At 57.9% G+C, this 26,920-nt stretch carries 20 protein-coding genes, 5 tRNA genes and 1 pseudogene; 9 read left to right on the top strand and 17 right to left on the bottom strand.

All coding sequences use genetic code 11. The features are described from left to right. Positions 1 to 30: 30 nt before the first annotated feature. From ACM6IR_RS19980 to gltX, 10 genes are all read right to left on the bottom strand, one after another. Positions 31 to 477 carry an Hsp20 family protein gene (locus ACM6IR_RS19980; RefSeq protein ID WP_414909294.1) on the bottom strand — a complete coding sequence of 149 codons (447 nt, stop codon included), beginning with the start codon at positions 475 to 477 and terminating at the stop codon, positions 31 to 33. A 119-nt stretch (positions 478 to 596) separates the two neighbouring features. Next, positions 597 to 1,556, bottom strand: coding sequence for a tRNA dihydrouridine synthase (locus ACM6IR_RS19985; RefSeq protein WP_414909295.1), 960 nt, complete (start codon positions 1,554 to 1,556; stop codon positions 597 to 599). A 148-nt stretch (positions 1,557 to 1,704) separates the two neighbouring features. Further along, positions 1,705 to 2,142, bottom strand: coding sequence for an acyl-CoA thioesterase (locus ACM6IR_RS19990; RefSeq protein WP_414909296.1), 438 nt, complete (start codon positions 2,140 to 2,142; stop codon positions 1,705 to 1,707). 48 nt (positions 2,143 to 2,190) lie between these two features. Further along, positions 2,191 to 3,024, bottom strand: coding sequence for an alpha/beta fold hydrolase (locus ACM6IR_RS19995; protein WP_414909297.1), 834 nt, complete (start codon positions 3,022 to 3,024; stop codon positions 2,191 to 2,193). Positions 3,025 to 3,055: 31 nt separating this feature from the next. Continuing rightward, complete coding sequence (locus tag ACM6IR_RS20000) at positions 3,056 to 3,595, bottom strand: TetR/AcrR family transcriptional regulator (RefSeq protein ID WP_414909298.1); 540 nt, start codon at positions 3,593 to 3,595, stop codon at positions 3,056 to 3,058. Positions 3,596 to 3,776: 181 nt separating this feature from the next. Further along, positions 3,777 to 3,852, bottom strand: a tRNA-Glu gene (locus tag ACM6IR_RS20005). Between the two features lie 80 nt (positions 3,853 to 3,932). Continuing rightward, positions 3,933 to 4,008, bottom strand: a tRNA-Ala gene (locus tag ACM6IR_RS20010). Positions 4,009 to 4,061: 53 nt separating this feature from the next. Next, positions 4,062 to 4,137 (bottom strand) — tRNA-Glu (locus tag ACM6IR_RS20015). A gap of 79 nt (positions 4,138 to 4,216) precedes the next feature. Further along, a tRNA-Ala gene (locus ACM6IR_RS20020) sits at positions 4,217 to 4,292 on the bottom strand. Between the two features lie 284 nt (positions 4,293 to 4,576). After that, on the bottom strand, positions 4,577 to 6,058 hold the full coding sequence (gene gltX, locus ACM6IR_RS20025; RefSeq protein ID WP_414909299.1) for a glutamate--tRNA ligase: 1,482 nt from the start codon (positions 6,056 to 6,058) through the stop codon (positions 4,577 to 4,579). Between the two features lie 219 nt (positions 6,059 to 6,277). On the opposite strand from gltX, the gene ACM6IR_RS20030 reads away from it, so the two are divergent. Both ACM6IR_RS20030 and ACM6IR_RS20035 read left to right on the top strand, forming a co-directional pair. Further along, complete coding sequence (locus ACM6IR_RS20030) at positions 6,278 to 7,327, top strand: HlyD family secretion protein (protein WP_414909300.1); 1,050 nt, start codon at positions 6,278 to 6,280, stop codon at positions 7,325 to 7,327. Between the two features lie 49 nt (positions 7,328 to 7,376). Further along, complete coding sequence (locus tag ACM6IR_RS20035) at positions 7,377 to 8,867, top strand: MDR family MFS transporter (protein ID WP_414909311.1); 1,491 nt, start codon at positions 7,377 to 7,379, stop codon at positions 8,865 to 8,867. Between the two features lie 104 nt (positions 8,868 to 8,971). On the opposite strand, the gene uvrB is transcribed toward ACM6IR_RS20035, so the two are convergent. Continuing rightward, positions 8,972 to 10,987: an excinuclease ABC subunit UvrB gene (gene uvrB / locus ACM6IR_RS20040; protein ID WP_414909301.1), complete on the bottom strand. Its 2,016-nt coding sequence runs from the start codon at positions 10,985 to 10,987 to the stop codon at positions 8,972 to 8,974. A 337-nt stretch (positions 10,988 to 11,324) separates the two neighbouring features. On the opposite strand from uvrB, the gene ACM6IR_RS20045 reads away from it, so the two are divergent. Both ACM6IR_RS20045 and ACM6IR_RS20050 read left to right on the top strand, forming a co-directional pair. Then, on the top strand, positions 11,325 to 12,521 hold the full coding sequence (locus ACM6IR_RS20045) for an amino acid aminotransferase (protein ID WP_414909302.1): 1,197 nt from the start codon (positions 11,325 to 11,327) through the stop codon (positions 12,519 to 12,521). Positions 12,522 to 12,767: 246 nt separating this feature from the next. After that, positions 12,768 to 12,968: a hypothetical protein gene (locus tag ACM6IR_RS20050; RefSeq protein ID WP_414909303.1), complete on the top strand. Its 201-nt coding sequence runs from the start codon at positions 12,768 to 12,770 to the stop codon at positions 12,966 to 12,968. Here ACM6IR_RS20050 and ACM6IR_RS20055 read toward each other — a convergent pair. Further along, complete coding sequence (locus ACM6IR_RS20055; RefSeq protein ID WP_008007186.1) at positions 12,965 to 13,195, bottom strand: hypothetical protein; 231 nt, start codon at positions 13,193 to 13,195, stop codon at positions 12,965 to 12,967. The two genes, ACM6IR_RS20050 and ACM6IR_RS20055, sit on opposite strands and share 4 nt — an antisense overlap. A gap of 227 nt (positions 13,196 to 13,422) precedes the next feature. On the opposite strand from ACM6IR_RS20055, the gene ACM6IR_RS20060 reads away from it, so the two are divergent. The 3 genes and pseudogenes from ACM6IR_RS20060 to ACM6IR_RS20070 form a co-directional block, all read left to right on the top strand. Further along, positions 13,423 to 13,498: transfer RNA gene (locus ACM6IR_RS20060), tRNA-Asn, on the top strand. A gap of 162 nt (positions 13,499 to 13,660) precedes the next feature. After that, a complete protein-coding gene (locus tag ACM6IR_RS20065; RefSeq protein WP_414909304.1) occupies positions 13,661 to 14,983 on the top strand; it encodes a tyrosine-type recombinase/integrase in 1,323 nt (440 codons plus the stop codon). 911 nt (positions 14,984 to 15,894) lie between these two features. Then, positions 15,895 to 16,029 (top strand): annotated as a pseudogene (locus ACM6IR_RS20070) (integrase); the annotation flags it as partial. Positions 16,030 to 16,311: 282 nt separating this feature from the next. On the opposite strand, the gene ACM6IR_RS20075 reads toward ACM6IR_RS20070, so the two are convergent. From ACM6IR_RS20075 to ACM6IR_RS20085, 3 genes are all read right to left on the bottom strand, one after another. Further along, the gene (locus ACM6IR_RS20075) at positions 16,312 to 19,398 is read right to left on the bottom strand and encodes an efflux RND transporter permease subunit (RefSeq protein WP_414909305.1); all 3,087 of its coding nucleotides are present in this window, start codon (positions 19,396 to 19,398) and stop codon (positions 16,312 to 16,314) included. Further along, positions 19,395 to 20,516 (bottom strand): efflux RND transporter periplasmic adaptor subunit, encoded by a 1,122-nt coding sequence (locus tag ACM6IR_RS20080; RefSeq protein WP_414909306.1) that lies wholly within the window; start codon positions 20,514 to 20,516, stop codon positions 19,395 to 19,397. The genes ACM6IR_RS20075 and ACM6IR_RS20080 overlap by 4 nt, the downstream gene beginning before the upstream one ends. A 177-nt stretch (positions 20,517 to 20,693) precedes the next feature. Further along, the gene (locus ACM6IR_RS20085) at positions 20,694 to 21,314 is read right to left on the bottom strand and encodes a TetR/AcrR family transcriptional regulator (protein ID WP_030132395.1); all 621 of its coding nucleotides are present in this window, start codon (positions 21,312 to 21,314) and stop codon (positions 20,694 to 20,696) included. 87 nt (positions 21,315 to 21,401) lie between these two features. Between ACM6IR_RS20085 and ACM6IR_RS20090 the strand changes: the two genes are divergently transcribed. Together ACM6IR_RS20090 and ACM6IR_RS20095 are read left to right on the top strand one after the other, a co-directional pair. Next, entirely contained in the window at positions 21,402 to 22,871 is a 1,470-nt protein-coding gene (locus tag ACM6IR_RS20090) for an efflux transporter outer membrane subunit (protein ID WP_414909307.1), read from the top strand. Positions 22,872 to 23,152: 281 nt separating this feature from the next. Continuing rightward, positions 23,153 to 23,740, top strand: coding sequence for a hypothetical protein (locus ACM6IR_RS20095; protein WP_414909308.1), 588 nt, complete (start codon positions 23,153 to 23,155; stop codon positions 23,738 to 23,740). Positions 23,741 to 24,014: 274 nt separating this feature from the next. Here the strand turns inward: ACM6IR_RS20095 and ACM6IR_RS20100 are convergent, their stop codons facing one another. After that, complete coding sequence (locus ACM6IR_RS20100; RefSeq protein ID WP_414909309.1) at positions 24,015 to 24,791, bottom strand: hypothetical protein; 777 nt, start codon at positions 24,789 to 24,791, stop codon at positions 24,015 to 24,017. 477 nt (positions 24,792 to 25,268) lie between these two features. Then, entirely contained in the window at positions 25,269 to 26,786 is a 1,518-nt protein-coding gene (locus tag ACM6IR_RS20105) for a nucleobase:cation symporter-2 family protein (protein WP_414909310.1), read from the bottom strand. Between the last annotated feature and the right edge of the window lie 134 nt (positions 26,787 to 26,920).

The raw sequence follows: 26,920 nt of genomic DNA on the forward strand, positions 1-26,920 counted from the left end.
GCCAGTGGCGCCCTTTTTTACTGCTCTGCCTTAGTGCTGCAGAGCCGGTTTCTGCGTCCCGTTGATCGGGATGCGTTTGGCTTTCGCCTCTTCTGGAACAACCCGCAGCAGATCGATACTCAACAGACCGTTGCGCAGGTCGGCGGCCTTGATCTCGATGTGATCGGCCAGGCGGAACGACAGTTTGAATGCGCGCTGGGCGATGCCTTGATACAGGAAGGTCACGTCTTCAGTCGCGTCGCGTTTGCCACCACTGATGGTCAGCACACCCTTCTCGACTTGCAGCTCCAGGTCTTCTTCCTGGAAACCGGCTGCCGCCACGACGATGCGGTATTGATCATCACCGTATTTTTCGACGTTGTAAGGGGGGTAGGTGCTGCCTGGCTCGTTGCGCAGGGCGGTTTCGAACAGGTCGTTGAAACGGTCGAAGCCTACCGAGGAACGGAACAGTGGGGCCAGGGAAAATGCAGTACTCATGATTCAAATCTCCTGAAAACAATCAGCAAGGTTTTTTGTCTCCGCGACCCGAATTCGGCATCGCGTAATCCTTAGATAGGGACCGCTGATTACTTTTCAAGAGATTATTTGCAGATTTTTCAGGCCGCTTCGGATACCTGCAGACCCAATAAACGCGAGACATGATCCAGTTCTGTTTCACGGCGCAGCACCGTGAACAGCTCGACCGCTTCGGGATAATTACGGGTCAGCATTGCCAGCCACTGCTTCAAGCGACCCGGCGATTGGCGTGGCGTCATTTGCGCCTTGGCTTGCAACCAGAAGTCCTGAATCAGCGGCAACAACTCGGCCCAGGTCATTTCGACGACCTCCTCACCGGCCCGCGCCGCCGCGATTTGCCGCGCCAGGTCCGGACGCGAGACAAGACCGCGACCGAGCATGATGTCTTCCACGCCGCTGATTTCGCGGCAACGGCGCCAGTCTTCGACGCTCCAGATGTCGCCATTGGCGAACACCGGCACCTTGACCACGTCCTGCACCCGGGGAATCCATTCCCAGTGAGCCGGTGGCTTGTAGCCGTCAGTCTTGGTTCGCGCATGCACCACAATGTGCGCAGCGCCGCCTTCGGCCAGGGCCGTGGCGCACACCAGCGCACCGTCCGGGCTGTCGAAACCCAGACGCATCTTGGCGGTGACTGGAATGTGCGCCGGAACGGCGCGACGGACATGTTCGACAATCTGGTTCAGCAGCTCAGGCTCTTTGAGCAGCACCGCACCGCCACGGGACTTGTTCACGGTCTTGGCCGGGCAGCCGAAGTTCAGGTCGATCACCTCGGAGCCCAATTCGCAAGCGAGCGCGGCATTTTCCGCCAGGCACACCGGGTCGGAGCCGAGCAGCTGCACTCGCAGCGGCACGCCTGCGGCTGTGCGCGCACCGTTCAGCAATTCAGGACCGAACTTGTGGAAATAGGCAGGCGTGAGCAGTTGGTCGTTGATCCGGATGAACTCGGTCACGCACCAATCGATACCGCCCACACGGGTCAGCACGTCCCGCAGGATGTTGTCGACCAACCCCTCCATGGGTGCCAGAGCAATTTGCATGAAAAACACACTCGACGAAAAACGTGCGGCAGTTTACTGGTTTTGGCGTGTAGAAGGTATTTGTCAGACCGGACGCCTTCGAGGGCAAGCCTCGCTCCTACGGTCATCACAGTCCTGTAGGAGCGAGGCTTGCCCGCGAAGGCTTCAATCAGGTCAAGAGTTGCAGTGCGGGGCCATAACCCTCGATGAATTCGGCCGGCATGCGCTTGGGTTTGCCGGTGGACAGTTCGATGCAGACAAAGGTGGTTTGCGCACGCAACAACGTGGTGTTGTCGCTCGGGCGCTTCAACTGGAAGTGTCGGGTCATTTTCAGGCGCTGATCCCAATCGACGATCCAGGTCGCCAATTGCAGCTCGTCGCCTTCATATGCGGCGGCCAGGTAATCGATCTCGTGCCGTACCACCGCCATCGCCCGATCCAGCCGGCGATATTCGACCAGATCCAGACCAAGCCGTTGCGAGTGGCGCCAGGCGCAGCGTTCGAGCCAGGTCACATACACCGCGTTATTCGCGTGACCCAGCCCGTCGATGTCCTCGGCGTCTACTTCCAGATCAATGATAAATGGCGTTGCCCGATCCCAGCCCATGCCCCACTCCCGGTCAGATAAATTCGACCGGGGCAGTGTAACGGATGCTCAGGCCGATTGGCGCGATTGCAGGCTGCGACCGGCCAGCAGTGATAGCACGCCATCAATCACCCGAGGGTCGGCGAGCACCCGCTGATGCCCCCCCTCTTTCAGGCGCAACAGGCGGCTGTCGAACCAGGATTCGTGGATCAGTTTGGACTCATTGACCGGAACGTAGCCGTCATCTTCGGCATGGACGATCAGCCCCGGCATGTCGAGCTGATAGTGCGCGACGTCCAGCGTCGCGGCGCGCATGCCGACGTCTTTCTCGACCTGACGAATGAATGCCGAACGGGCTTTCGGTGGCAGCCGCATATGGCGGGCGAAACCGCGCAGCACGCCGAGAATCCGCGCCGGGGCGGCGATGGTCACCAGGGTTTCGGTGCGCAAGCCCAACTGGACCGCGAGCATGGCACTGGCGCCGCCCATGGAGTGACCGATGACGGCTTGCAGCGGCGGCAACTCGGCGGCAGCCTCAAGCATGGCTCGGGCGAACAGCACCACATTTGCCTCGCGGCCAGGAGAACGGCCATGAGCAGGTCCGTCCAGAGCAACCACGGTGTAACCGGCATCGACCAGCGCGGTGATGAGGCTGGCAAACTGCGTCGGCCGACCTTCCCAGCCATGCATCAGCAATACTGCCGGGCCTTGCCCCCAGCGCAACGCCGAGAGGCCGAAGCGTAAAGTGATTCGTTCGGACGTTGCCAGCAGCGGCAATTCCCAATCACGCGGCGGCAGTTCCCGCGGCGTCATGAACGCCAGTCGCATTTTGCTCGCGACCAATTGCGGTGCAAACCAGCCCAAGGTGCCATTAATGCCACGAACCCACTTCAACGCGCTCATCGCTCTCGCTCCCCAGGCCATTGCCTTCAGGTCATAGCACCGCTGATTTGGCGGCACGCAGCAATCGATCGGACAACTCTCCTGGCCCCAGCGCCCGCGCCAGAGCCAGACCACCCACCATCAAGGCCAAGTCGGCCAAGGCTTTGTCGGTGTCTTCCGGGCTGGCCGCCAACTGCGCGACCATCAACTCCACATGTTCATTCAATGCCACACGAAACTCATCCGGCAGACGACCCAACTCGCCGACAGACGCCGGGATCGGGCACGCTGACTCAGAGGAATCACGGTGTTTGCGCGACAGATAGAACGCAGCGACGAGGGCGCGACGCTCTTCACCGGTCAACTCGGCATCCATGTCGGCGATCGAGCCACGACGCTGACCCAGCAGTTGCTTGAACGCTTCCAGCATCATCGCGTCCTTACTGTCGAAGTGCGCATAGAAGCCGCCGACGGTCAGGCCGGCTGCACCCATCACTTCGCCCACGCTAGGTTCGGCCGGGCCGCGCTGAATCAGTGCCGCGCTGGCCGCCTTGAGGATGCGTTCGCGGGTTTGAGCTTTTTTATCGTTCATCGTTGCCTCCGAATATTACGACTAGAATATTATTCGCATAATAATTTTCTGCAAGTCGTGAATGTGACCGCTGGTCTGAAGAACAGTTTAAAAGAGGGGGGGGTTGGCCAAACGCCAGACAAACAAAAGGGCCATTCAATAATTGAATGACCCTTATAAAATCCCGCAGAGCGGGTAATCGTGGCGTCCCCTAGGGGACTCGAACCCCTGTTACCGCCGTGAAAGGGCGGTGTCCTAGGCCACTAGACGAAGGGGACGCAAAACCTTCTACACAACTGATCAGTGCTGAGAGCTGATCGATTCAAGGCCGGTGTGGCCAGACCTTGAACTGTAAAATTGGTGGAGCTAGACGGGATCGAACCGTCGACCTCTTGCATGCCATGCAAGCGCTCTCCCAGCTGAGCTATAGCCCCGGATTTTTCGCCTCGCGGCGGAGCGACGTCTTGCAACATCACTTCTGTAAAACTGGCGTCCCCTAGGGGACTCGAACCCCTGTTACCGCCGTGAAAGGGCGGTGTCCTAGGCCACTAGACGAAGGGGACGCAAACCCTTCTATACAACAGATCAACGCTGAGTGTTGATCGCTTCAAGACCGGTGTGGCCAGGCCTTGAAGTGTAAATTGGTGGAGCTAGACGGGATCGAACCGTCGACCTCTTGCATGCCATGCAAGCGCTCTCCCAGCTGAGCTATAGCCCCTCATCGCTGAGGACGGGGCGAATCTTAATGGCGCATCGGAAAGCTGTCAAACTTATTTTCAACAATTTTCAAAATTTTTTGTCGCCATAACAATCACTTACCGCCCTCCCCCGTAAATCCGGGGGTGTATCCATTCCTGTAGCAGCTGCCGCAGGCTGCGTTCGAGTGCGAAGCGCTCGCAATCTTGGGGCCCCACCCTTTCAAGTAGCGTGAGTGGTGGCCGTCAAGGGCTGCTTCGCAGCCCGACGCAGCCTGCGGCAGCTGCTACAAGGGATCGGTGTGGATCAGGCGATGTTGCCCAGGAGTTTTTCCCACTCCTTGTTTTCCTTCTTCGACACACCGCCCAGCAGGTCGATGGCCTGGCGCAGACGGAAACGGGTCAGGTCCGGGCCGAGGATTTCCATCGCATCGAGCACCGACACCGAACTGGCCTGGCCAGTGATCGCAGCGAACATCAGCGGCATGGCGTCACGCAACTTCAGTTCCAGGGACTCGACCACCGCCTGAATCGTCGCAGTAATGCTGTCCTTCTCCCACTGACGCAGGCTTTCGAGCTTCCACAGGATCAACTGCATCAACTGACGAACCTGATCGCCCGACAGTTTTTTCGATTCAAACAGCTTGGCTTCCGGGTTCACGCCACCGGCGAAGAAGAATCCGGCCAGCGGTGCAACCTGGCTGAACGTTTCAACGCGGCCCTGTACGTGCGGTGCGATCTTCATCATGTACTCAGGGTTCAACGCCCACTTCTGCAAGCGAGAGGCAAACTCTTCCACCGGCAGATCACGCAGCCACTGGCCATTGAGCCAAGACAGCTTCTCGATGTCGAAAATCGGCCCGCCGAGGGAGACACGGCTCAGGTCGAAGTTGTCGACCATTTCCTGCAGTGAAAATTTCTCACGCTCGTCCGGCATCGACCAACCCATGCGCCCCAGGTAGTTGAGCATCGCTTCGGGCATGAAACCCATGCGCTCATAGAACGTCACCGAGGTCGGGTTCTTGCGCTTGGACAGCTTGCTCTTGTCCGGGTTGCGCAGCAGCGGCATGTAGCACAGTTCCGGTTGTTCCCAGCCGAAGTACTCGTAAAGCAGGATCAATTTTGGTGCCGATGGCAGCCACTCCTCACCGCGCAATACGTGGGTGATGCCCATCAAGTGGTCATCGACCACGTTGGCCAGGAAGTACGTCGGCAGGCCGTCGGTCTTCATCAACACTTGCATGTCCATGCGATCCCACGGGATCTCGACGTCGCCACGCAACATGTCAGGCACCACGCAAACACCTTCGCTCGGCACTTTCATGCGGATGACATGCGGCTCGCCAGCGGCCAGACGACGATCAACTTCTTCTTTCGACAGCAGCAGCGCACGGCCGTCGTAACGCGGGGTTTCGCCGCGAGCCATTTGCTCGGCGCGCATTTGGTCGAGTTCTTCGGCAGTGCAGAAGCACGGGAACGCATGGCCCATTTCTACCAGCTGCTGGCAGTACTTCTGATAGATGTCGCCGCGCTCGCTTTGACGGTAAGGACCATGCGGGCCACCGACGTCCGGGCCTTCGCTCCAGTCGATACCCAACCAGCGCAGGGCGTCGAAAATTTGCTGTTCGGACTCGCGGGTCGAACGCAGTTGGTCGGTGTCTTCAATCCGCAGGATGAACTCACCGCCATGCTGCTTGGCAAAGCAGTAGTTGAACAAAGCGATGTAAGCGGTACCTACGTGGGGGTCCCCGGTAGGCGATGGCGCGATGCGAGTGCGGACGGTGGTCATGGCAAGTCTCGAAATGAAGATAAAACAAAGGGCGAATGGTAACAGGCGATGCCCGCCCGGCTCCAGTGAACAGGGCATTTAAGCCAAGGTTGCGTCTACAACGCATGTATGCGGCGGTGAATGCCTGAATATCAGGTGATGGCATTTACCGTTTATCGGCTATATGCCAGATTCGCCTGCTGATAACTTTCTTACACTTTCTCGACTACAGTTTGCCCCATGCCTGCCCAACTCAAGCGTCGCCTGTTTATTTTCTTATTGATCGTCCTGTTGATTGCCGGGGGCTTTTTTGCCCAGTGGTTCTTCAAGGGACGGTTTTATGAAAGCACTGACAATGCCTATGTCCAGGGCGAGATCACCCGTGTGTCGAGTCAGTTGGGGGCGCGCATCGAACAGGTCCTGGTGCAGGACAACCAGCACGTCGAGAAAGGCCAGCTGCTGATCAAGCTCGAAGGCGATGACTTCCACCTCGCCGTCGACCGCGCCAACGCCACCCTCGCGACTCGTCAGGCCGAACGCCTGCAAGCCCAGAGCAAACTGACCCAGCAAGCCAGCCTGATTGCCGCAAGCGATGCGCAAGTGGCCTCCAGCCAGGCCAGTCTCGGTCGCTCGCAGATCGACCTGTCTCGCGCGCAAACCCTGCGTAAACCCGGTTATGTCTCGGAAGAACGAGTCACCACCCTCTCCGCTGACAACCACATTGCCCGCTCGCAAGTGACCAAGGCCCAGGCAGACGCGCAAAGTCAGCGCCAGCAAGTCAACGCCCTGAGCGCCGAGATCAAACGCCTCGACGCCATGATCGCCAACGCAAAAACCGACCTGGCCCAGGCTGAACTGAACCTTACCCGCAGCGAAATCCACACCCCCATCAGCGGCCTGATCGGCCAGCGCGCCGCCCGCGAAGGCCAATACGTGCAGGCCGGTGCTTATCTGATGTCGATCGTTCCGGATCAGGACATCTGGGTTCAGGCAAATTTCAAGGAAACCCAGATCGGCCACATGCAGCCCGGCCAGAAAGCCGAGCTGACCTTTGACGCCTACAGCGACACGCCGATCAACGCGCGGGTGGACAGTCTGTTTGCCGCTTCAGGTGCGCAGTTCAGCCTCTTGCCGCCGGACAATGCCACCGGCAACTTCACCAAAGTCGTACAAAGAATTCCGGTAAAACTGACCTTCGCCGCGGACAATCCGCTGCACGGCAAAATCCGTCCGGGCATGTCGGTCACCGTGAAAGTGAACATCAAAGACGCCCCTGACGATGGCCGGTGATCAACTGATCCGCCCGGTCGGCGAGCCGACCCGGCGGGACTGGATTGCGGTGATGAGTGTGATGCTCGGCGCCTTCATGGCGGTGCTCGACATCCAGATCACCAACTCTTCGCTCAAGGACATTCAGGGCGCACTGTCAGCGACACTGGAAGAAGGCTCGTGGATTTCCACGTCTTATCTGGTAGCGGAAATCATCATGATTCCGCTGACGGCATGGCTGGTCCAGTTGCTTTCGGCACGACGTCTGGCGGTATGGGTGTCGCTCGGTTTTCTCGCGTCCTCCCTGCTCTGCTCCATGGCGTGGAGCCTGGAGAGCATGATTGTTTTCCGCGCCCTGCAGGGCTTCACTGGGGGCGCACTCATCCCGCTGGCGTTCACGCTGACGCTGATCAAACTCCCCGAGCACCATCGCGCCAAGGGCATGGCGATGTTTGCCATGACCGCGACGTTCGCGCCCTCCATCGGCCCGACCCTCGGTGGCTGGCTGACGGAAAACTGGGGCTGGCAATACATCTTCTACATCAACGTGCCGCCCGGCCTGATCATGATCGCCGGCCTGATGTATGGCCTGGAGAAGAAAGAAGCACACTGGGAGTTGCTGAAAAGCACCGACTACATGGGCATTCTCACCATGGGCGTGGGCCTCGGCTGTTTGCAGGTGTTCCTCGAGGAAGGCCATCGCAAGGACTGGCTGGAGTCGAACCTGATCGTGACCCTGGGCAGCATCGCATTGATCAGCCTCATCACCTTTGTGATCGTGCAGTTTTCCAAGCCCAATCCGCTGATCAATCTCGGGATCCTGGGCAATCGCAACTTCGGCTTATCGAGCATTTCCAGTGTCGGGATGGGGGTCGGGCTGTACGGCTCGATCTATCTGTTGCCGCTGTACCTGGCGCAGATCCAGAACTACAACGCCCTGCAGATCGGCGAAGTGATCATGTGGATGGGCGTGCCACAACTGTTTTTGATTCCGCTGGTGCCGAAGTTGATGAAGGTCGTCTCGCCGAAATGGCTGTGCGCGCTGGGCTTCGGGCTGTTCGGGCTGGCAAGTTTTTCTTCGGGGGTGCTGAACCCGGACTTCGCCGGGCCGCAGTTCAATCAGATCCAGCTCGTCCGGGCGCTGGGCCAGCCGCTGATCATGGTGACCATCTCGCTGATCGCCACGGCGTACATCCTGCCGCAGGACGCGGGGTCGGCGTCGAGCCTGTTCAACATTCTGCGTAACCTCGGCGGCGCCATTGGCATCGCCCTCCTCGCCACGTTACTGGATGCGCGGACCAAGACCTACTTTGATTATTTGCGCGAATCCATCGTGCCCGGCAACCCGCAAGTGGCCGAGAGGATAGCGTCGCTGACGGATCAATTGGGCGGCGAGACGGCGGCGCTGGGCAAGCTCAGTGAGATTGCGCATCAGCAAGCGTCGATCATGGCGTACAACGATGCGTTTCATTTTGTCGGGATTGCGTTGGGGATCAGCATGATTGCGGTATTGTTGACCAAGAAGTTGCCGGCGGGGTTGAAGGCTGGCGAAGTACATTGAGACCGAGGCGCCCCATTTCGCGGGCAAGCCTCGCTCCTACGAGGTCGCGCTGTCCTTGTAGGAGCGAGGCTTGCCCGCGAAGAGGCCCGCACATTCACCGCAAATCAAACAGCGATCAACCGCTCCCGAAGCTTGGTGATCTCATCACGCATCTGCGCCGCAGACTCGAATTCCAGGTCGCGCGCCAACGCGTACATCTTCTCTTCCAGCGCACGAATACGCTTGGCGATCTCTCCCGGTGAGCGCAGTTCGGCTTCGTACCTGGCGTTTTCCTCGGCCGCCTTGGCCATGCCCTTGCGCTTCTTGCTGCGCGAGCCCGGCACGGTGGCACCTTCCATGATATCGGCGACATCCTTGAACACACCCTTCGGCGTAATGCCGTTGGCCAGGTTGAACGCGATTTGCTTGTCGCGACGACGCTCGGTTTCGCCAATCGCCCGCTCCATCGAACCGGTGATGCGATCCGCATACAGAATCGCCCGGCCATTGAGGTTGCGCGCGGCGCGGCCGATGGTCTGGATCAGCGAGCGCTCGGAACGCAGGAAGCCTTCCTTGTCCGCATCGAGAATCGCAACCAGGGACACTTCCGGCATGTCCAGGCCTTCACGCAGCAAGTTGATCCCCACCAGCACATCGAAAGTGCCCAGACGCAGATCGCGGATGATTTCGACCCGCTCGACCGTGTCGATGTCCGAGTGCAGATAACGCACGCGCACGCCATGGTCGGCCAGGTAATCGGTCAAGTCTTCGGACATACGCTTGGTCAGCGTGGTCACCAGCACCCGCTCTTCCAGCGCCACGCGCTTGCCGATTTCCGAGAGCAGATCGTCGACCTGAGTCAATGCCGGGCGAATTTCGATTTGCGGGTCCACCAGGCCCGTCGGTCGCACCAGTTGCTCGACGACGCGACCGGCGTGTTCCGCCTCGTAATTACCTGGCGTGGCCGAGACAAAAATCGTCTGCGGGCTGATGTTTTCGAACTCGTCGAAACGCATTGGCCGGTTATCCAGCGCGGACGGCAGACGGAAGCCGTACTCCACCAGTGTTTCTTTACGCGAGCGGTCGCCCTTATACATGGCGCCGACCTGCGGCACGCTGACGTGAGACTCGTCGATCACCAGCAACGCGTCGGCCGGCAAGTAGTCGAACAAGGTCGGCGGCGCCTCACCGGACGCACGGCCGGACAGGTAGCGCGAGTAGTTTTCGATGCCGTTGCAGTAGCCCAGCTCAAGAATCATCTCCAGGTCGAAACGGGTGCGTTGCTCCAGGCGTTGGGCTTCAACCAGTTTATTGTTGGAACGCAAGTATTCCAGGCGCTCCTGCAACTCGACCTTGATCCCTTCGATGGCACCCAGCAGGGTTTCTCGCGGGGTCACGTAGTGACTTTTCGGATAGAAGGTAAAGCGCGGCAGCTTGCGGATCACCTCGCCGGTCAACGGATCGAAGGCTGAAAGACTCTCGACTTCGTCATCGAACAGCTCAATGCGGATCGCTTCAAAATCGGATTCCGCCGGGTGGATATCAATTACGTCACCGCGCACGCGGAAGGTCGCGCGGGCGAAATCCATGTCGTTGCGGGTGTATTGCAAGTCGGCGAGACGGCGCAGCAAAGCACGCTGGTCGAGTTTGTCACCGCGATCCACGTGCAGCACCATCTTCAAATAGGTTTCCGGGCTGCCCAAACCGTAGATGCACGACACCGTGGTGACGATGATGGCGTCCTTGCGCTCCAGCAACGCTTTAGTTGCGGACAGACGCATCTGCTCGATGTGGTCGTTGATCGAGGCATCTTTCTCGATGAACGTGTCCGAGGACGGCACGTAGGCCTCGGGCTGGTAGTAGTCGTAGTAGGAAACGAAGTACTCAACGGCGTTGTTCGGGAAAAACGCCTTGAATTCACCATACAACTGCGCAGCCAGCGTCTTGTTCGGCGCCAGCACCAGGGTCGGACGCTGCACCTGGGCGATCACGTTGGCGATGCTGAAGGTCTTGCCCGAGCCGGTCACACCGAGCAACGTCTGGTGCGCCAGCCCGGCTTCGATACCCTCGACCATCAGGCGGATGGCTTCCGGCTGATCGCCGGCGGGCTCGAAGCGGGTGACTAGCTGGAATTCAGACATGAACTACCTCTGGATCGCGCCGGCCCGGTCAAACCGGACAGGAACGAGAAAGACCGCAAACGACCGACGTCGCCCGAGGAAAAAACTGGATTGTGCTCAATGTGGCGCCGATTGCTATCGCTTTCAAGGCAAACGTCCTACATCGCGTAAAGACTTCGACGTTGCCAATCGACTAACGGTCGAAAAATAATCGGAAAAACTTACTGTAAAAGCGGAATCGTCTGTCGCCATCAATCGCGGATGACCTCTATACTAGCTCCCCGTTTGTGCACCGCTCTAGTGCATTCGGCTGGAGCGCGACACGTCCCTCCACACTCCATTCAGAGCCGCCGCAAAAATGAGCCTGTTCTCCGCTGTCGAAATGGCACCACGCGATCCAATCCTGGGCCTCAACGAAGCATTCAACGCCGATACTCGTACCAACAAGGTCAACCTGGGGGTCGGTGTTTACTGCAACGAGGAGGGGCGAATTCCTCTCCTGCGCGCCGTTGTCGAAGCCGAGACGATTCGCGCCGCTCAACACGCGTCCCGTGGCTACTTGCCGATCGATGGCATCGCCGCCTACGACCAGGCAGTGCAAAAGCTGTTGTTCGGCAATGACTCGCCGCTGATCGCCGCAGGCCGGGTGATCACCACCCAAGCCGTTGGCGGTACTGGCGCACTGAAAATCGGTGCCGACTTCCTCAAGCAATTGCTGCCAAACGCCGTCGTAGCGATCAGCGACCCAAGTTGGGAAAACCACCGCGCGCTGTTCGAAACCGCCGGTTTCCCGGTGCAGAACTACCGTTACTACGACGCCGCGACTCACGACGTAAACCGTGCCGGCCTGCTGGAAGACCTGAACGCCCTGCCTTGCGGCTCGATCGTTGTGCTGCACGCTTGCTGCCACAACCCGACCGGCGTGGACTTGAGCCCGACGGACTGGAAAAACGTTCTGGAAGTCGTTAAAGCCAAAGGTCACGTACCGTTCCTCGACATGGCCTACCAGGGCTTTGGCGACGGCATCGAGGAAGACGCCGCTGCGGTACGTCTGTTCGCCGAATCGGGCTTGACCTTCTTCGTCTCCAGCTCGTTCTCCAAATCCTTTTCGCTGTACGGCGAGCGCGTTGGCGCCCTGTCGATCGTCAGCGAATCGAAAGAAGAAAGCGCGCGCGTGCTGTCGCAGGTCAAACGCGTTATCCGTACCAACTACTCCAACCCGCCAACCCACGGTGCAAGCATCGTCGCCGCGGTGCTGAACAGCCCGGAACTGCGCGCCCAGTGGGAAGAAGAACTGGCCGAAATGCGCTTGCGAATTCGCGGCATGCGCATCCAGATGGTGGACCTGCTTGCCCAGAAAGCGACCCAGCGCGACTTCAGCTTCGTCGGTCGCCAGTGCGGCATGTTCTCCTACTCCGGCCTGACGGTTGAGCAAGTGACCCGCCTGCGCAGCGAGTTCGGCATCTACGCCCTGGACACTGGCCGCATCTGCGTGGCTGCGTTGAACCAGAGCAATATTGATGTCGTGACCAACGCCATCGTTCAGGTGATCTGAGTCTCGCGCGATACGAAAAACGGGAAGCCTTCGGGCTTCCCGTTTTTTATTTGCCTCAGATATCTCTCAACCCGACGACCAAGCCTTCTAGACTGCACACATCTATCCAGTAGGAGCGAGCTTGCTCGCGATAAACCCGAGAACACCGCGGTGTGTCAGGCATGACGAGTTATCGTTGACGACCATCGCGAGCAAGCTCGCTCCCACAGGTTTTATGTACACCCCGAAATTCTTACGAGAACCCACATGAAAAACGATGACCTACGCGCCGACCGCGATGAGCAGGACCATTTCGCGCCCCGCACACCGGCCAAACGCGGCAACAACCTGGTGCTGCAAGTGGCAGCGGGCGTGTTTCTCGGTGGCCTGGCCTTGTGGCTGGTGCAACTGGGCGCAACGATGTTGTACGCCAAACTGATGCTCGCCACGGTGACGTTCGGCGGTTAAGCCAGTTCGGTCGCACGCTGGCTGGCTGCGTCGTCATAGGCGACATACAGCGATTCAGCAACCTGACTCTTGATCGCCTTGGTGCTTTCAAGACCAAGGACAAAACCTTCGGCCTTACCGCCCGCGCGGTTCAATTCGTCAGCGGTACTGGCTTGAGTGATGGCGTCGAACAGTTTCTCGGCGTGCGGGCCGACCCCCTTGGGCAGGCTGATCTGTGCGATGCTCATGCGAACACCCCGTTGTGTTGAGGTGTGAGAACTGGGTGATTCATGGCGCGTACCTTTTCGGCGAATGGCCGGCAGCGCGTGTCACCACTTCCGGGCGGCCATGGTAGACCTCTGAGGCGATTCTGGTAACCGCCAATCACCGATAAACCACCGTCCGTCACTGCCAATCCGTCAAGTTACCAACAGATGCTTGACTTCTCTTTTTGAATCAGTAACATACACGCCATTCCGCGATAGCTCAGTTGGTAGAGCAAGTGACTGTTAATCACTGGGTCCCTGGTTCGAGTCCAGGTCGTGGAGCCAGACAAGGTTCCAGAGAAGGCTTTAAAAATCTCTGACCCCCCCGAAAAACCCGCCTTCTGGCGGGTTTTTTCGTTTTGGCGTTCTGTCGGATTCCGGTGGGTACCAGCCATTTTAAGGGTAGAGTTTGGGATAAAGGTCAGTTCGATAAAAGGGAGTACCCTTATGTCGCGCACTACTGCTCCACTCTCCGACGCCGCTTGCCGTTCGGCCAAGCCCACAGACCGCGCCTACAAGCTTTTCGACGGCGACGGCCTTTACCTTCTAGTCCAACCCAATGGCCGCAAAGGCTGGCGTCTCAGATACGTCAAACCTGATGGCCGGGAAGGACTGACCTCATTCGGCAACTACCCCATCGTTGGCCTCGCGGCTGCGCGCCGCAAGCGCTTGGAGGCCAAGCGAATGCTGGCGGATGGCATTGACCCTATAGGAGCCAAGAACCAAGCCAAGACGGACGCTCTGATCAAAGGCCGCACCTTTGAAAGCGTTGCCCTCGGCTGGCACACGGAAATGTCAGCCAAGTGGGCACCGGACTATTCCAAGACAGTGATGAGTCGCCTCAAAACTCACCTCTTCCCGCTGATCGGCGCCCGCGCCATTGTCGACCTTGATACCCACGATCTTATGCGGCCCCTGGAAGCGATTAAGAAGCGCGGAACGGTAGACATTACTTTAAGGGTACAAAACTACCTGCAGAGCATCATGCGCGAGGCAAAGCGCCTCCGGCTTATCACCGTAAACCCTGCTTACGACCTTGTAGGCTCGATCAAAGCCTCGCGGGTCGTCCACCGCCCCGCTTTACCCTTATCGTGCCTGCCTGAATTGCAGGAACGGATCGACACCTATAAAGGCCGGGCACTTACCCGGCTGACGGTCTTGCTGTCGCTGCACGTGTTTGTACGCTCCAGCGAGATGCGCTTCGCCCGCTGGAGCGAGTTCGACCTCAAACGTGGCGCCTGGGAAATACCCGACACGCGACCAGCGTTGGAAGGCGTACCCTTTTCCACAAGGGGTACGAAGATGGCAGGCGATATCCATCTTGTACCCTTATCGCCGCAAGCGATCGCCCTGCTCGAGCAGATCCACGCAATCACAGGCAAATTTGACTTGGTGTTCGCAGGCGATACCAAGTCTTGGAAACCAATGTCCGAAAACACGGTGAACAGCGCGCTTCGGAAGATGGGGTACGACACCAAATCCGAGATCTGTGGGCATGGGTTTCGCTCGATGGCCTGCAGCGCACTGATCGAGTCAGGTTTGTGGACGGACACAGCCATCGAGCGGCAGATGAGCCACAAGGAACGCAACAACGTCCGCGCCGCTTACATCCACAAGGCAGAGTTCATCGAGGAGCGCAGGCTGATCATGAACTGGTGGAGTCGCTACCTTGAGGCTAATCAGCAGAAGCATGTCAGCCCACGCGAATTCGCCAATCAGACGGGTGCGAATGTCACTCGCCTAAAAGCAACACGTGGCGCAACTGAGTAAGCGCTCGGTCCTCATATCTCAGTGATCCGCTTGTCCACACGGGTCCATCCAAACAGGGCTGCAAAGCCGCCCTGCTTGGATGGACCTCACTTAAAAAATCTAAAGCCCACACAATTGTCTGCGGAAAACCACTGATTTCCATCGGTGGATAATTTCATCCGCAGCCGCAGAACTCCCAACAATTCGAGCCTTGACCCGAATTCTCCACAGGCGTAGAAAAGGTCGGGCAAAGCGCTGTCGTTGACAGCAACCCAGGTAGCCAGAACCTTTAAGGCTACGCCACACCATGGTGGTTCTCCCAAAGTGCGATTAGCGTCCGGCGGCTCGCACGGTCACAGCGATGTGATGGATGCCTACTTTTACCAGTGTGCCCACTGCGGCAACTCATCCCCTTTCATAGCTGCTCTGCAGCAACCTATTCGCTTGGCCATTTCACTGCGCCAACCTGCGCCCGTCTCTTTCTCCCGGAAAGAGACGGGCGCTCCTACCGCTGCTGCAGTCCACCTAGTACAAGGCTTTGCGGCATTCCCCCTCGTGACAATCGGCGTGACAAATACCGAAGTCACCAGCAACAGCGATGCAGATGATGGTGCCGCAGCCTAGGGAATGGACTGCACCTGACTGACAGTCAGGTATGCCCCGGTCGTCGCTTCACTGCCTTCACCTGACTCAGGATCTCGCGGCGCTGGTCTCGTCAGCCAATGCAGCCTCCACCCGCCCACTTCCTCGGAAGTGTTCAGGAGGCCAGATCATGAGATGCCCAAGCTCCCGGTCGTAAGGAGCCGCCAGTCCCACGTTAGTGGACAACCCTCACAGGTCGCAGGGGCCTTGATCCCTGATAACACTCAACATTCTTGGCGGGATGACGTGAGGGAAAGTTTCAACGGTTTGGCTTCGAGAGGAATTTGATCATGGCATTGATCGGTAGAAGGAATGGGCGGAATTTTGGCTACGGCCGGCAATTGAGCTATGCCGGGCCATAGGCGTTGAAAGACCGGTTTGGCGGCTGGCATTACGGCACGGTCAAAGCGCACAGTGATCGGTGGTAAGCGGTAATCTCTGAAGGTGGGATAGCAGAAACAACTATTGCGCTGAGTTCACTGCACGCTAGGTAAAAATCGCTACGGTCTGGCGTGCCCACAATCCGGCCATGCCTCAAACAACACCGCCTGCAATGACAGGGCTGCAGATAGCCCGTCAAACACAGTTCTTCCCTGGAGCCAGTTGGCCGGAGCCACGAAGGGCGCAGCGGGATCAAACTGCTAAGTAATCTGCGCCAACGAGCTCATATCGATTTTCCTTTTTGAGACGATCCAGGCACGCAGGTATCAAGCAACATGAGTGTTCGCTGCAAGCTCATGCGCGGGCTCAGGCTTGATCTTGAACCAGAGGGCGTACATCGCTGGCAGGAACACCAGGGTCAGCACGGTGCCAGCAAACGTACCGCCAATCAGGGTGTAGGCCAGCGTTCCCCAGAACACCGAATGGGTCAGCGGAATGAACGCCAGCATCGCCGCCAACGCCGTGAGAATCACTGGCCGTGCACGCTGCACAGTGGCTTCGACCACTGCGTTATAAGGCGACAGACCGGCTTGCTTATTAGAGTGAATCTGGCCAATGAGGATCAGCGTGTTACGCATCAGAATCCCTGACAAGGCAATCAATCCCACCAAGGCGTTGATCCCGAACGGCTGCTGGAACAGCAGCAGAATTGGCACCACACCAATCAGGCCCAAAGGCGCGGTGGCGAACACCATCATCATTGCCGACATCGAGCGCACCTGAATGATGATGGTCAGCAACATCAGCGCGATCATGATCGGGAACAACGGCAGCAATGCCTTGTTTGCTTTACCCGACTCCTCGATCGCGCCGGCAAACTCAATGCGGTAGCCCGCCGGCAGCTTTTCGATGATAGGTTGCAACTGCGTTATCAAGGCGTTGGAGACATCGGGAGGCTGAAGACCTTCAGCCACGTCACCGCGCACGGTTATTGTCGGCGCACGATCACGACGTCGCAGGATGGGCTCTTCCATGCGCACATCCACCGCCCCTACCTGGGACAGCGAAACGCGCTGGCCTTGGACGCCGGTCAGCGTGAAGGCGGCAATTTTCGATGGATCCAGACGCGTCTCACCAGCGGAGCGAGCGACCACCTGAACCGAACGAATGTCCTCACGCACCTCGGTGACAGGCACCCCCGTGAGCAGAAATTGCAGCTGTTGCGCGACATCGGTCGAGGTCAAGCCGAATGCTTGCAGGCGATCCTGATCCAGCGTGAGATGAAGTGCCGGCACGCGCTCGCCCAAGTCGGTGTTGACGGTCCTCATCATGGGGCTGGCGGTCATGACCTCACGCACCTGCGCGGCGATATCCCGCAACACTGCGGGGTCGGCGCCCATCACCCGAAAGGCCACCGGATACGGTGAGTAAGGACCAAATACCAACTGCGTCACCCGCACGCGGGCTTCAGGCGCCAAACCATCGGCCGTGGCTTGCCTGAGCCGAATCTTGAGCGCCTCACGCTCTTGCTGATTCGCCGTCAGGACGACGATTTTTGCGAAGGATGGATCGGGTAGCTCAGGGGCCATCGCCAAATAGAAGCGCGGCGCGCCCTGGCCAATGTAAGCGGTGACGATCTTGGCTTCCGGCTGCTGAGCCAACCACGCCTCGACCTTGGCCGCCGCCACATCAGTCTGTTCGATAGAGGTGCCGTAAGGCATCTGCACCTCAACCAGCACCTCAGGTCGGTCGGATGTTGGAAAGAACTGCTTCTTGACCACGCCCATGCCCAGAATCGCAACAACAAACAAGCCCACGACGGATGTCGCCACCAGGCCTTTGCGGCGGATCACACTGCCCAGCAGGCGCCTGAAACGCTGGTAGTTCGGTGTACCGTAAATCGCCGTATGCCCGCCTTCAGGCACCTTGATCTGCGGCAGCAGTTTGACGCCCAGGTAAGGGGTAAACACCACGGCCACCACCCAGGAAGTGATCAGCGCAATGCCAACGATCCAGAACATGTTCGCGGTGTACTCACCAGCGGTCGACTTGGCAAAACCGTTGGGCATAAAGCCGATCGCCGTCACCAACGTCCCCGACAACATCGGCGCGGCCGTGTGGCTCCAGGCATAAGCGGAGGCCTTGATTCGGTCGTAGCCCTCCTCCATCTTCACCACCATCATTTCAATGGCAATGATTGCATCGTCCACCAGCAGCCCCAGCGCCAGAATCAACGAGCCCAGGGTAATTCGATCGAAGTCTTTGCCCGTGGCCGCCATGACAATGAACACGGCCGCCAGAGTCAGCGGCACCGCTGCGGCAACCACAACGCCGACACGCCAGCCCATGCTGAGAAAACACACCAGCAGCACCACGCCCAAGGCAGCAAAAAACTTCACCATGAACTCGTTGACGGATGCGCCAATATTCACCGCCTGATCCGTGACCTTGGTCAGGCTCATGCCCAAAGGCATCTGCTCATTGATCGCTGTTGCCTCAGCGTCCAGCGACTTCCCCAAATCCAGGCCGTTCCAGCCATCGCGCATGACCACGCCGAGCAACAGTGCCGGCTCGCCGTTGTTGCGTACCAGGAATGTCGCGGGGTCCTCATAACCGCGCTTGACCTCAGCCACATCGGACAACTTGAGGGTTCTGCCCTGCACTGTCAGCGGGGTATTGCGAATCTTCTGCAGGTCATCAAACGCGCCATCCAGGCGGATGAAAACCTGGGGCCCCTTCGCTTCTACCGAACCGGCCGGCGTTATCATGTTTTGCGTGTTCAACGCACTGAAGATGTCTCGTGCAGAAATGCCCAGTGTCGCCAAACGCTCGTAGGACAGCTCGACAAAAATGCGCTCGGCCTGTTCACCGATGATGTTGACCTTCTTCACACCCGCCACATGCAGCAGACGCTGGCGCAAGCTCTCGGCTTCGCGCACCAGCAGACGTTGCGGCTCGCCCTTGGCCTTGAGCGCATAGAGCGCGAAGGTGACATCGGAATACTCATCATTGACCGTCGGGCCGATCACCCCGGACGGCAACCCCTTCTGCTCATCCAGGATTTTCTTGCGCGCCTGGTAAAACTCCTCCTGGACGGCTGAGGGTGGCGTGCTATCGAGCAGATAAACCGTGGTGAATGCCAAGCCGGGCCGGGTAAAGGTCTCGGTCCGATCGTACCAACGCAGTTCCTGCATGCGTTTTTCCAGCTTTTCTACCACCTGGTCTTGCATCTCCTGGGCCGTCGCCCCAGGCCAGGCGGTGACCACCGTCATTTGTTTAATGGTGAATGCGGGGTCTTCCGCACGCCCCAGTTTGAAGAAGGCGTACAACCCACCCACAGAAATCAGCAGGATCAAAAACAGGGTGATTGAGCGCTCGCGCACTGCCAGCGCCGAAAGATTGAAGCCGCTCATCGACTTACCTCAACCACTGAATTTTGCGGAGCATCGGCGAGTTCAGTCCTGACCTTCTCTCCCTCGCTCAGCAAGTGAGCACCCAATGCGACAACACGATCACCCACCTGCAGATCACCCGTCACGCGCACGCTGGCCTCATTATTCAGGCCGCGAACCTTGATCGGGCGCCATGCCACCTGCTCAGGTTCCCCGCCCACCACCCAGACCCCCGGGCCTTTACCGGCGTCGTAGAGGGCCCCCATGGGCACCTGTAATTCCTTGGCATCAGCAACATCCGTGTCAGCGATAACCACTGAGATCGTCGAACCCAGGGTGGCGTTGGAGAGCGCCCCCTCCAGCACATAACGCGCTTCAAACGTTCGGGTCTGTCGGTCGGCAGAGTCGGACAACTGGCGTAAACGCGCTTTACCTGCAGTCTGGTGCTGGCCGTACAGCTCAACCGTCGCCGCCGAGCCCAGCGCAGGACGTAACGTCTCGGGCAACTGGATCACCGCCTCGCGCTGCCCTGAGTGGGCAACACGCACCACCACCTGAGCTGCGCCAATCACCTGCCCCGGCTCTGCCAAGGTATCCACTACCACCCCGTCAGCATCCGCCAGCAATGTCGAATAACCGGTCGCGTTTTTCGCCACATCAGCCTGGGCCTGGGCAGCGTTGAGTTGGGCTTTCGCCGAGTCGGCAGCTGCTTTGAACCCTGCGTAAGCTGAAGCAGATACCGCTCCGACGGACACCAGATCACGGTAGCGAAGCTCGTCATCGGAGGCCTGCCGAGCTCGGGCCATGGCGGCCAGTACCGCTTCCTGCTGTGCCCGCGCGGTCAGCGTCAGGTCGTTGGCATCGATTCGCATAAGGGGCTGCCCGCGCTTGACACTCTGTCCAGCATCCACCAAACGCTCCAAGACCTTCCCAGGTACCCGAAAACCGAGATCGCTCTGAACTCGGGCCGCGACGATACCGGTGAATACCCGTGCCGCAGGCGCGGAGGGTTGAACCACGCCGATGCGCACCAAGGGCACTTGAAGGCGAGGATCGGCAGGCGTGGCCTCGTTGCAGGCCGCTAGGGCAAACGGCAACAAGACAATGAAAATGAGTGACATGCGTTGGCGCTGGATCATAAAGACCTCTCGGTAGCGGATGCACCATGCTTATTCAAGTGACCATTTATGTCAATAGTCACTACCGAGATGAATGAACATCGCCCACTTGATCAGAGCAAAGCAAAGAAGCTCGATATCTAGTTTTTTCAGGCGCACACGCTGATACGGATGCGCAGCGCATCCGTCAGCAGAGGTTTAAGGCATCAGGCTGCGCAGAACAAGATTGGAGATGAGAGAAGGGGCTTCTTCAACAAAATCGAGGTTGTACTGCAATAGCAGAGGATTGATGAAGGGCCGCAGAGCGAGATGAATCGCCTCTACCGTCTCGTCCAGCGGAGTCTTGCGTTCAAACTCGCCGAGCTCTCGCCCCTCACGCACGATTTGCAACACGAAGCTCTTAATCTGAGCGTCATAGACTTGTGAGCTGGGCCATCGCTCCGACGCGGCGAACGCTGCGATGTCGTAGAGTTTACGGTCGTTAAAGAACAGGCTCACACCTGTAGCGATTAAGGTTTTGACCAGGCGCCGAAAACGTTCAGTCGGCGAGATGCCGTCTACATTGATGGCTTGCTCCACTGCCGCAACGATTTCGGTCAGGCAGTTTGTACAGATTGCTTCACCAATCGCCTGCTTGGATTCAAAGAATTTGTAGATGTAAGCCTTGGAAAAGCCGATGGCCTTGGCTAGGTCAGAAACCGTTGTTTTGCCATAACCGTATTGACTGAAATGTTCGTTGGCCGCCGCAACAATCTGGTCTCGAATGTCGTGATCGGCTGGGCCACGGGCGCTGGGCGAAGAAACTGATGGCTGATTCATGCGAGCAGCTTACTCATCCCAAAGGTGGTTGACAACTTGTGACCAAATTGTAATATCGTCACAAACCGACCCTTTCGCAGGTATCGCATGCACCCTCCTCCTCGTTTCGCCGTTTTACTGTGTTTGGGTATGGTTGCAGGTTGCGCAGTGGGCCCCGACTACTCAAAACCCCGTGTGGAATTGCCCGAGCATTTCTCCGCGCAAACGTCCAAGGCACGACAACTGGGCGCCGCAAATGACGATCTCGCCGCTTGGTGGAACGCATTTAATGACCCAATACTCAGTCAGCTGATAAATCGAGCACTTGAACAGAACCTCGATTTAGCCCAGGCAAACGCAAGGATCGAGCAGGCTCGCGCCGGTTTGGGCGCAGCTAACGCAGCCCTCCTGCCGTCGGCTACCGTCAATGGTCAGGCGGCCCGAGCCCGTCAGTCATTGGAGACGCCGTTGGGCCAAGTGCTGAATTCAGACCCTTCCTATAATCGCTACGGCAGCGCCTATGAGGCGAACTTGAATGCCGGCTGGGAGCTGGATGTGTTTGGCGGGCTGCGCCGAGGTAAAGAAGCGGCCTTCGCCGATTATCAGGCCTCGCAAGCCGGAGCGATTGCCACACGCCTGGCAGTGGTCGCGCAAACAGCCGACCTTTACATCAGCATCCGTGGCCTGCAAGCACGTCTGGAAATTGCCCGGCAGCAAGTAGACACACGACAACAACTGCTCACCACCATCGAACATCTCTACGCAAAAGGCCTGGCGGCTGAACTGCAGTTGAACCAGACCCAAGGCGCGCTGAACCAAGCGCAGGCCACCGTGCCGGTACTGCAAGCAGGCATTGACACGGCAATGAATGCGCTGGATGTCATGTTGGGCAAGGCGCCCGGCACTTACAGCGCGCAGTTGACTAAGCTGGCGCCCATCCCTGAGGTGCCAGGCCTCTCGGACATGGGTGCTCCAGCCGACCTGCTGCGTCGGCGTCCAGACTTGATCGTCGCGGAGCGCCGTCTTGCGGCATCCAGCGCGCGCATCGGCGAAGCCATGTCCGAGTACTACCCCAAACTGTCTGTGGCTGCGCTGCTCGGCAGTGCTACATCGGTATCCAGCGCAAACCTGTTCAGCAACGGCGCCAGTCAGGCTTCGGCGGCACTGGGATTACGCTGGCGGCTGTTCGATTTTGGCCGCATCAACGCCCAGATTGATTTGGCAAAGGGCCAGGAAGCCGAAGCCTTGGCCGCTTACCGCCAGTCCGTTCTGCGGGCCTGCGAAGATGTGGAAAGCGCTGTTTCGGCACGGATCAACCGCGAGCAACAATCGACCCAGCTCGCCCAGGGCGAGTCGGCGTATGCGAAAGCCAGAGCGACATCGTTTGCCGCCTATGAAAAAGGCGTGGTCAGCTTGATCGAAGTGCTGGATGCCGATGAACATCTCCTAGCGGCATCTGATGGCAGAGCCCAGGCACAAACTGAATCGGCTCGCGCTGCAGTGGCCACGTTCAAAGCCTTGGGCGGCGGCTGGCAGCGAGACGATTCAAATGCTCGTGTTGTCTCAAAGGCACTGTAAGACCCTGGATGCGTAATTGCATCCATCTGACCAACTGGTTGCATCTACGTTGACCACAGATTGCATGTGTATTGACCACTAGACAGTGCCTGGGAGACCGGCAGAAAGCGGCCAGAAGCTGCCTCTCAAATGGCACCGGTGAATAAACGCTGTTACTCGCGGTCTGGCACAGGCCTTTGGCAGATTTACCGCATGAACGGACTAGCCCGCGTAATGGCTCCTTGCTATTATTATGTTTTCGATTTGATGGCGTTTTTCTTCCAAACACTAGGACGTGCGACATGGGCAAAAGCAGACATTTCTATGCCGATTGTGTAATTGACAATATTACGAATGAGAAAATTGCCACCAATGGAAAAGAAGTAGTTGTCACGGCCTGGATTGATGGACGAGAGTTACAAAAGCTGCGCATGAACGGCGAGATGTATCGCTATTTCACCGGGATCGGCAAGGGCACAAAGAATAGGATTTGGTTCTGTACGTACACCCGGAAGGACCCCCTCATGATCGCCGCCGTTGAAAATGCGGCGGGTGAGCTTCTGAAAACACCCACCTTTTCGAAAAAAACTAAGTTCTTTGACTTTGTGATTCGTTCGGTTTGCCTTGGTGGAGTAGTTTGGTTCGCGGCGTGGGTGATTTTATTCATTCCGGTTGCCTTCGTTACGAGTGCTGATTTTGATGCGACCTACAACTTCATTAATCCGACTGGGATATATGCCGGCATTTTTGTAGGCCTCCGGGACGCTTTGTGGTCGCGCAAACACATGAAAAAACTGGAGCGAATCGATACCTGGGAAGCCGGTGACTTCAACCACGTGCCAGCGGTGCAGCCAAAGTTCGGCGACGGCCTCGCGGCAATGAAAAAATAGACCTATTTACGAGACATGCCAAAGCACTCCGTGGCTTGTTAAAAATCCCGCCGTCGGCGGGATTTTTTTGCTTTTGGTTTAACAACAACGCCGTTCTGCGCAGTCCCTCGCTCGCTGACATTGGCTCGGTTTACCTTCCGCATTGGGTCGTTTTCAGCCCTTCGTGACAGGCAGAAAACGGCCAGGTGCTGTCGCCCAACAACGACTGCGTTCCAAGCGACTCACTGACCGTGTTCTAGGTAGGCGTCAGCACCCGCTTCAAAGCAGCAAATTGCTAACCAAGTGAGTCCCCGTTGGCGTGTTGATCCTCGGCAAGCTTCAGTTCTAGCTTGCTGTTGATTTCGCTGGTTTTGAGCTTGAAAGCAATTCCATCCAGAGGACCGGCATGAAGCTTTTTCGCTCCCTCGGGCTTGCTCGAGTCGAAGACAAATCTGAACTCTTTTTGATAGGAGTAGATGTTCCGCTTTTTAAAAACGGACTCAACCTCTCCGAAACTGCCGTGAAAGGTCTCGGGATCAAAATAATCGACAAGGCCTCGCCAAGACGAATAGCCTTCCGACTTGGCCGCTTTGCTTACTTTATCGATGAAATCCGCGACCTTAATGATGAGAACGGCATGCTCTCCAAGCGAAAGCATTTCCTCGCCTAGCGTTGCGTGTACCTTCAACATTGAATTGATTTTCTCGACCACGCGCAGTCGCTCCTCTTCTGTTTCATACGATTCCTCGAAGTCCGGTACGGTTACAGCGTACATACAGAAGGCATTCAAACGATCGTGCCCCGTACTCTGCATCACTAGCGGGCCGGCCAGCCCTTCTATTGGAAAGGATTTCTCCTCCCCGTCCGGCGTCTTAAATGAAATCGTCAGAGATATGCGGTCGGGTTGATGCCAATCCGAGGGCGCCTCGAATTGGTCGCCTCGTGCGACATCACCCTCTATCCGTTTGAACTGCCCAATCGTCTTACAGAACATCTCTCCTGTCTGAATGAATGCATCAGCGTATTCCTGCTTATCAAACACCTTAACTAGAAGAATTATTTTTCGGGTCATGAGCCAATCTCAATATTGATTCGAACACGCTTAGCCTACAGATTTCGGCGAGGGGAGAAGCAGCTTCCGCAGTGCGAGTAGCCGATGACGCAGGACGATGCTCAAGGTCGCGCCGGTAAGGCGTCTTATCAATGTACATGGCGCGAGTCTGCATCAAGCTTCTTGTTCAGCGGCGAACGGCGTTGTCATTCGCCTGCTATGCAGCGAACGCTACCGATCGATTGAGGCCTTTCTCTACGTCAATTGTCGGGCTGGTAAATTGGAGCCGCGACCGTCTCCTGTGGGTCGTTACCTGCCTGCCAACTCAGGTAATGGGTACTTCAATTCGCGGACGCCCTGTTCGATGAGAGCTGTGTGCGCTGAAGAAATCGAGTCCAGGTCGTCCAGACAGAAGTACCGAAAAAGCCCCTGAATCGAAAGGTTCAGGGGCTTTTTTGTGGCTTGCAGAGCGAGCTTGCTCCTACGGCGCTTTTTTACTCAGACATGCTCACCGCTTTTTGCGTGCACCACGTGCGGTTCTCCATGCCCATGGTCCACCTCCACCACCGGAACTTCCTTCCCGTCGCAGTCATGCAGCTTGCCTTCGCTGAAGTAATCCCCTTCACGCAATGCTGCCAGATCCTGATACCGCAGAACCCGCTCAGTACCCGCCGCGAACACCGACTGTTGATCGGAATTGCCGGCAGTGAGGTGGTTGAACGTCAGGTTTAGCACGATAGCCATGATCGCCGAGGAGCTGATGCCCGAGTGGAAGATTGTCGCAAACCAGCTGGGGAAGTGGTCGTAGAAGTTCGGCGCGGCAATCGGAATCATGCCGAAACCGATGGAGGTGGCGACGATGATCAGATTGACGTTGTTGCGGTAGTCGACCTTGGACAGCGTACGGATACCGCTGGCCGCCACGGTGCCAAACAACACGATACCGGCGCCGCCCAGCACGGAGGTCGGTACGGCAGCAATGACTCGGCCCATAAAGGGCAGCAAGCCGAGGATCACCAGGAATAGTCCACCGGTCGCCACCACAAAGCGGCTCTTGATGCCGGTCACCGCCACCAGCCCGACGTTCTGGGCGAAGGCGCTTTGGGTGAAGGAGCCAAAAATCGGCGCGATCATGCTCGACAGCATGTCGGCGCGCAGACCATTACCCAGGCGTTTGGAGTCCACTTTGGTGCCGATGATTTCACCGACCGCGAGGATGTCGGCCGATGTTTCCACCAAGGTCACCATAACCACGATGCACATCGACAGGATGGCGGCGAAGTGGAAGGTCGGTATGCCAAAGTGGAACGGCGTGGGGAAGCCGAACATCGGGCCCTGGGTGACGGACGAAAAGTCCGCCATGCCGAGGAACACCGCAATCACCGTACCGATGACCATCGCTAGCAAAATCGACAAACGGGAGATGGTCGCGCTGCCGACCTTGCTGAGTAGCAACACCAACACCAACGTCAGTGCCGCCAGACCGATATTAGACATACTGCCGAAGTCCGGGGCATGGCTGTTGCCGCCCATGGCCCAGCGTGCGGCCACCGGCATCAGCGTCAGGCCGATGGTGGTGATGACGATACCCGTGACCAGCGGCGGGAAGAACTTGGTAATGCGCGAGAACACAGGCGTGATCAGCAAACCAATCAGGGACGCCGCAATCACCGCCCCCAGAATCGACTGAAACCCGCCTTCCCCACCACTGCTGACAATCGCCACCATGGTTGCGACGCCAGAGAAAGATACGCCCTGCACCAGCGGCAACTGACAACCGAAAAACGGTAAACCGAGGGTCTGGAGTAACGTCGCCAAGCCCCCCGCAAACAATGAAGCAGCAATCAACAAACCGATGTCCGCGGGAGAGAGCCCCGCCGCCTGACCGATGATCAAAGGCACCGCGACGATGCCGCCGTACATGGTCAGAACATGTTGCAGGCCGTAAGCCATATTCGCGCCGATCCCAAGATTTTCATCCTCGGGCCGTTGATGTGAGACATGGGGCGTTTTCATGTTAGGGGGTTCCCTGGTTTTTGTTATGCGCACACTGTATGCAAGACACAGGACAAATGTCTATAGAGTTGTATACAACTTATCAGTCAGATTATGGACATGTATCCATCCGATCCCCGACCTGTGCGGTCGGG

Source organism: Pseudomonas sp. IT-P253, assembly GCF_949768125.1.
In the GTDB taxonomy this organism is placed as follows: domain Bacteria; phylum Pseudomonadota; class Gammaproteobacteria; order Pseudomonadales; family Pseudomonadaceae; genus Aquipseudomonas.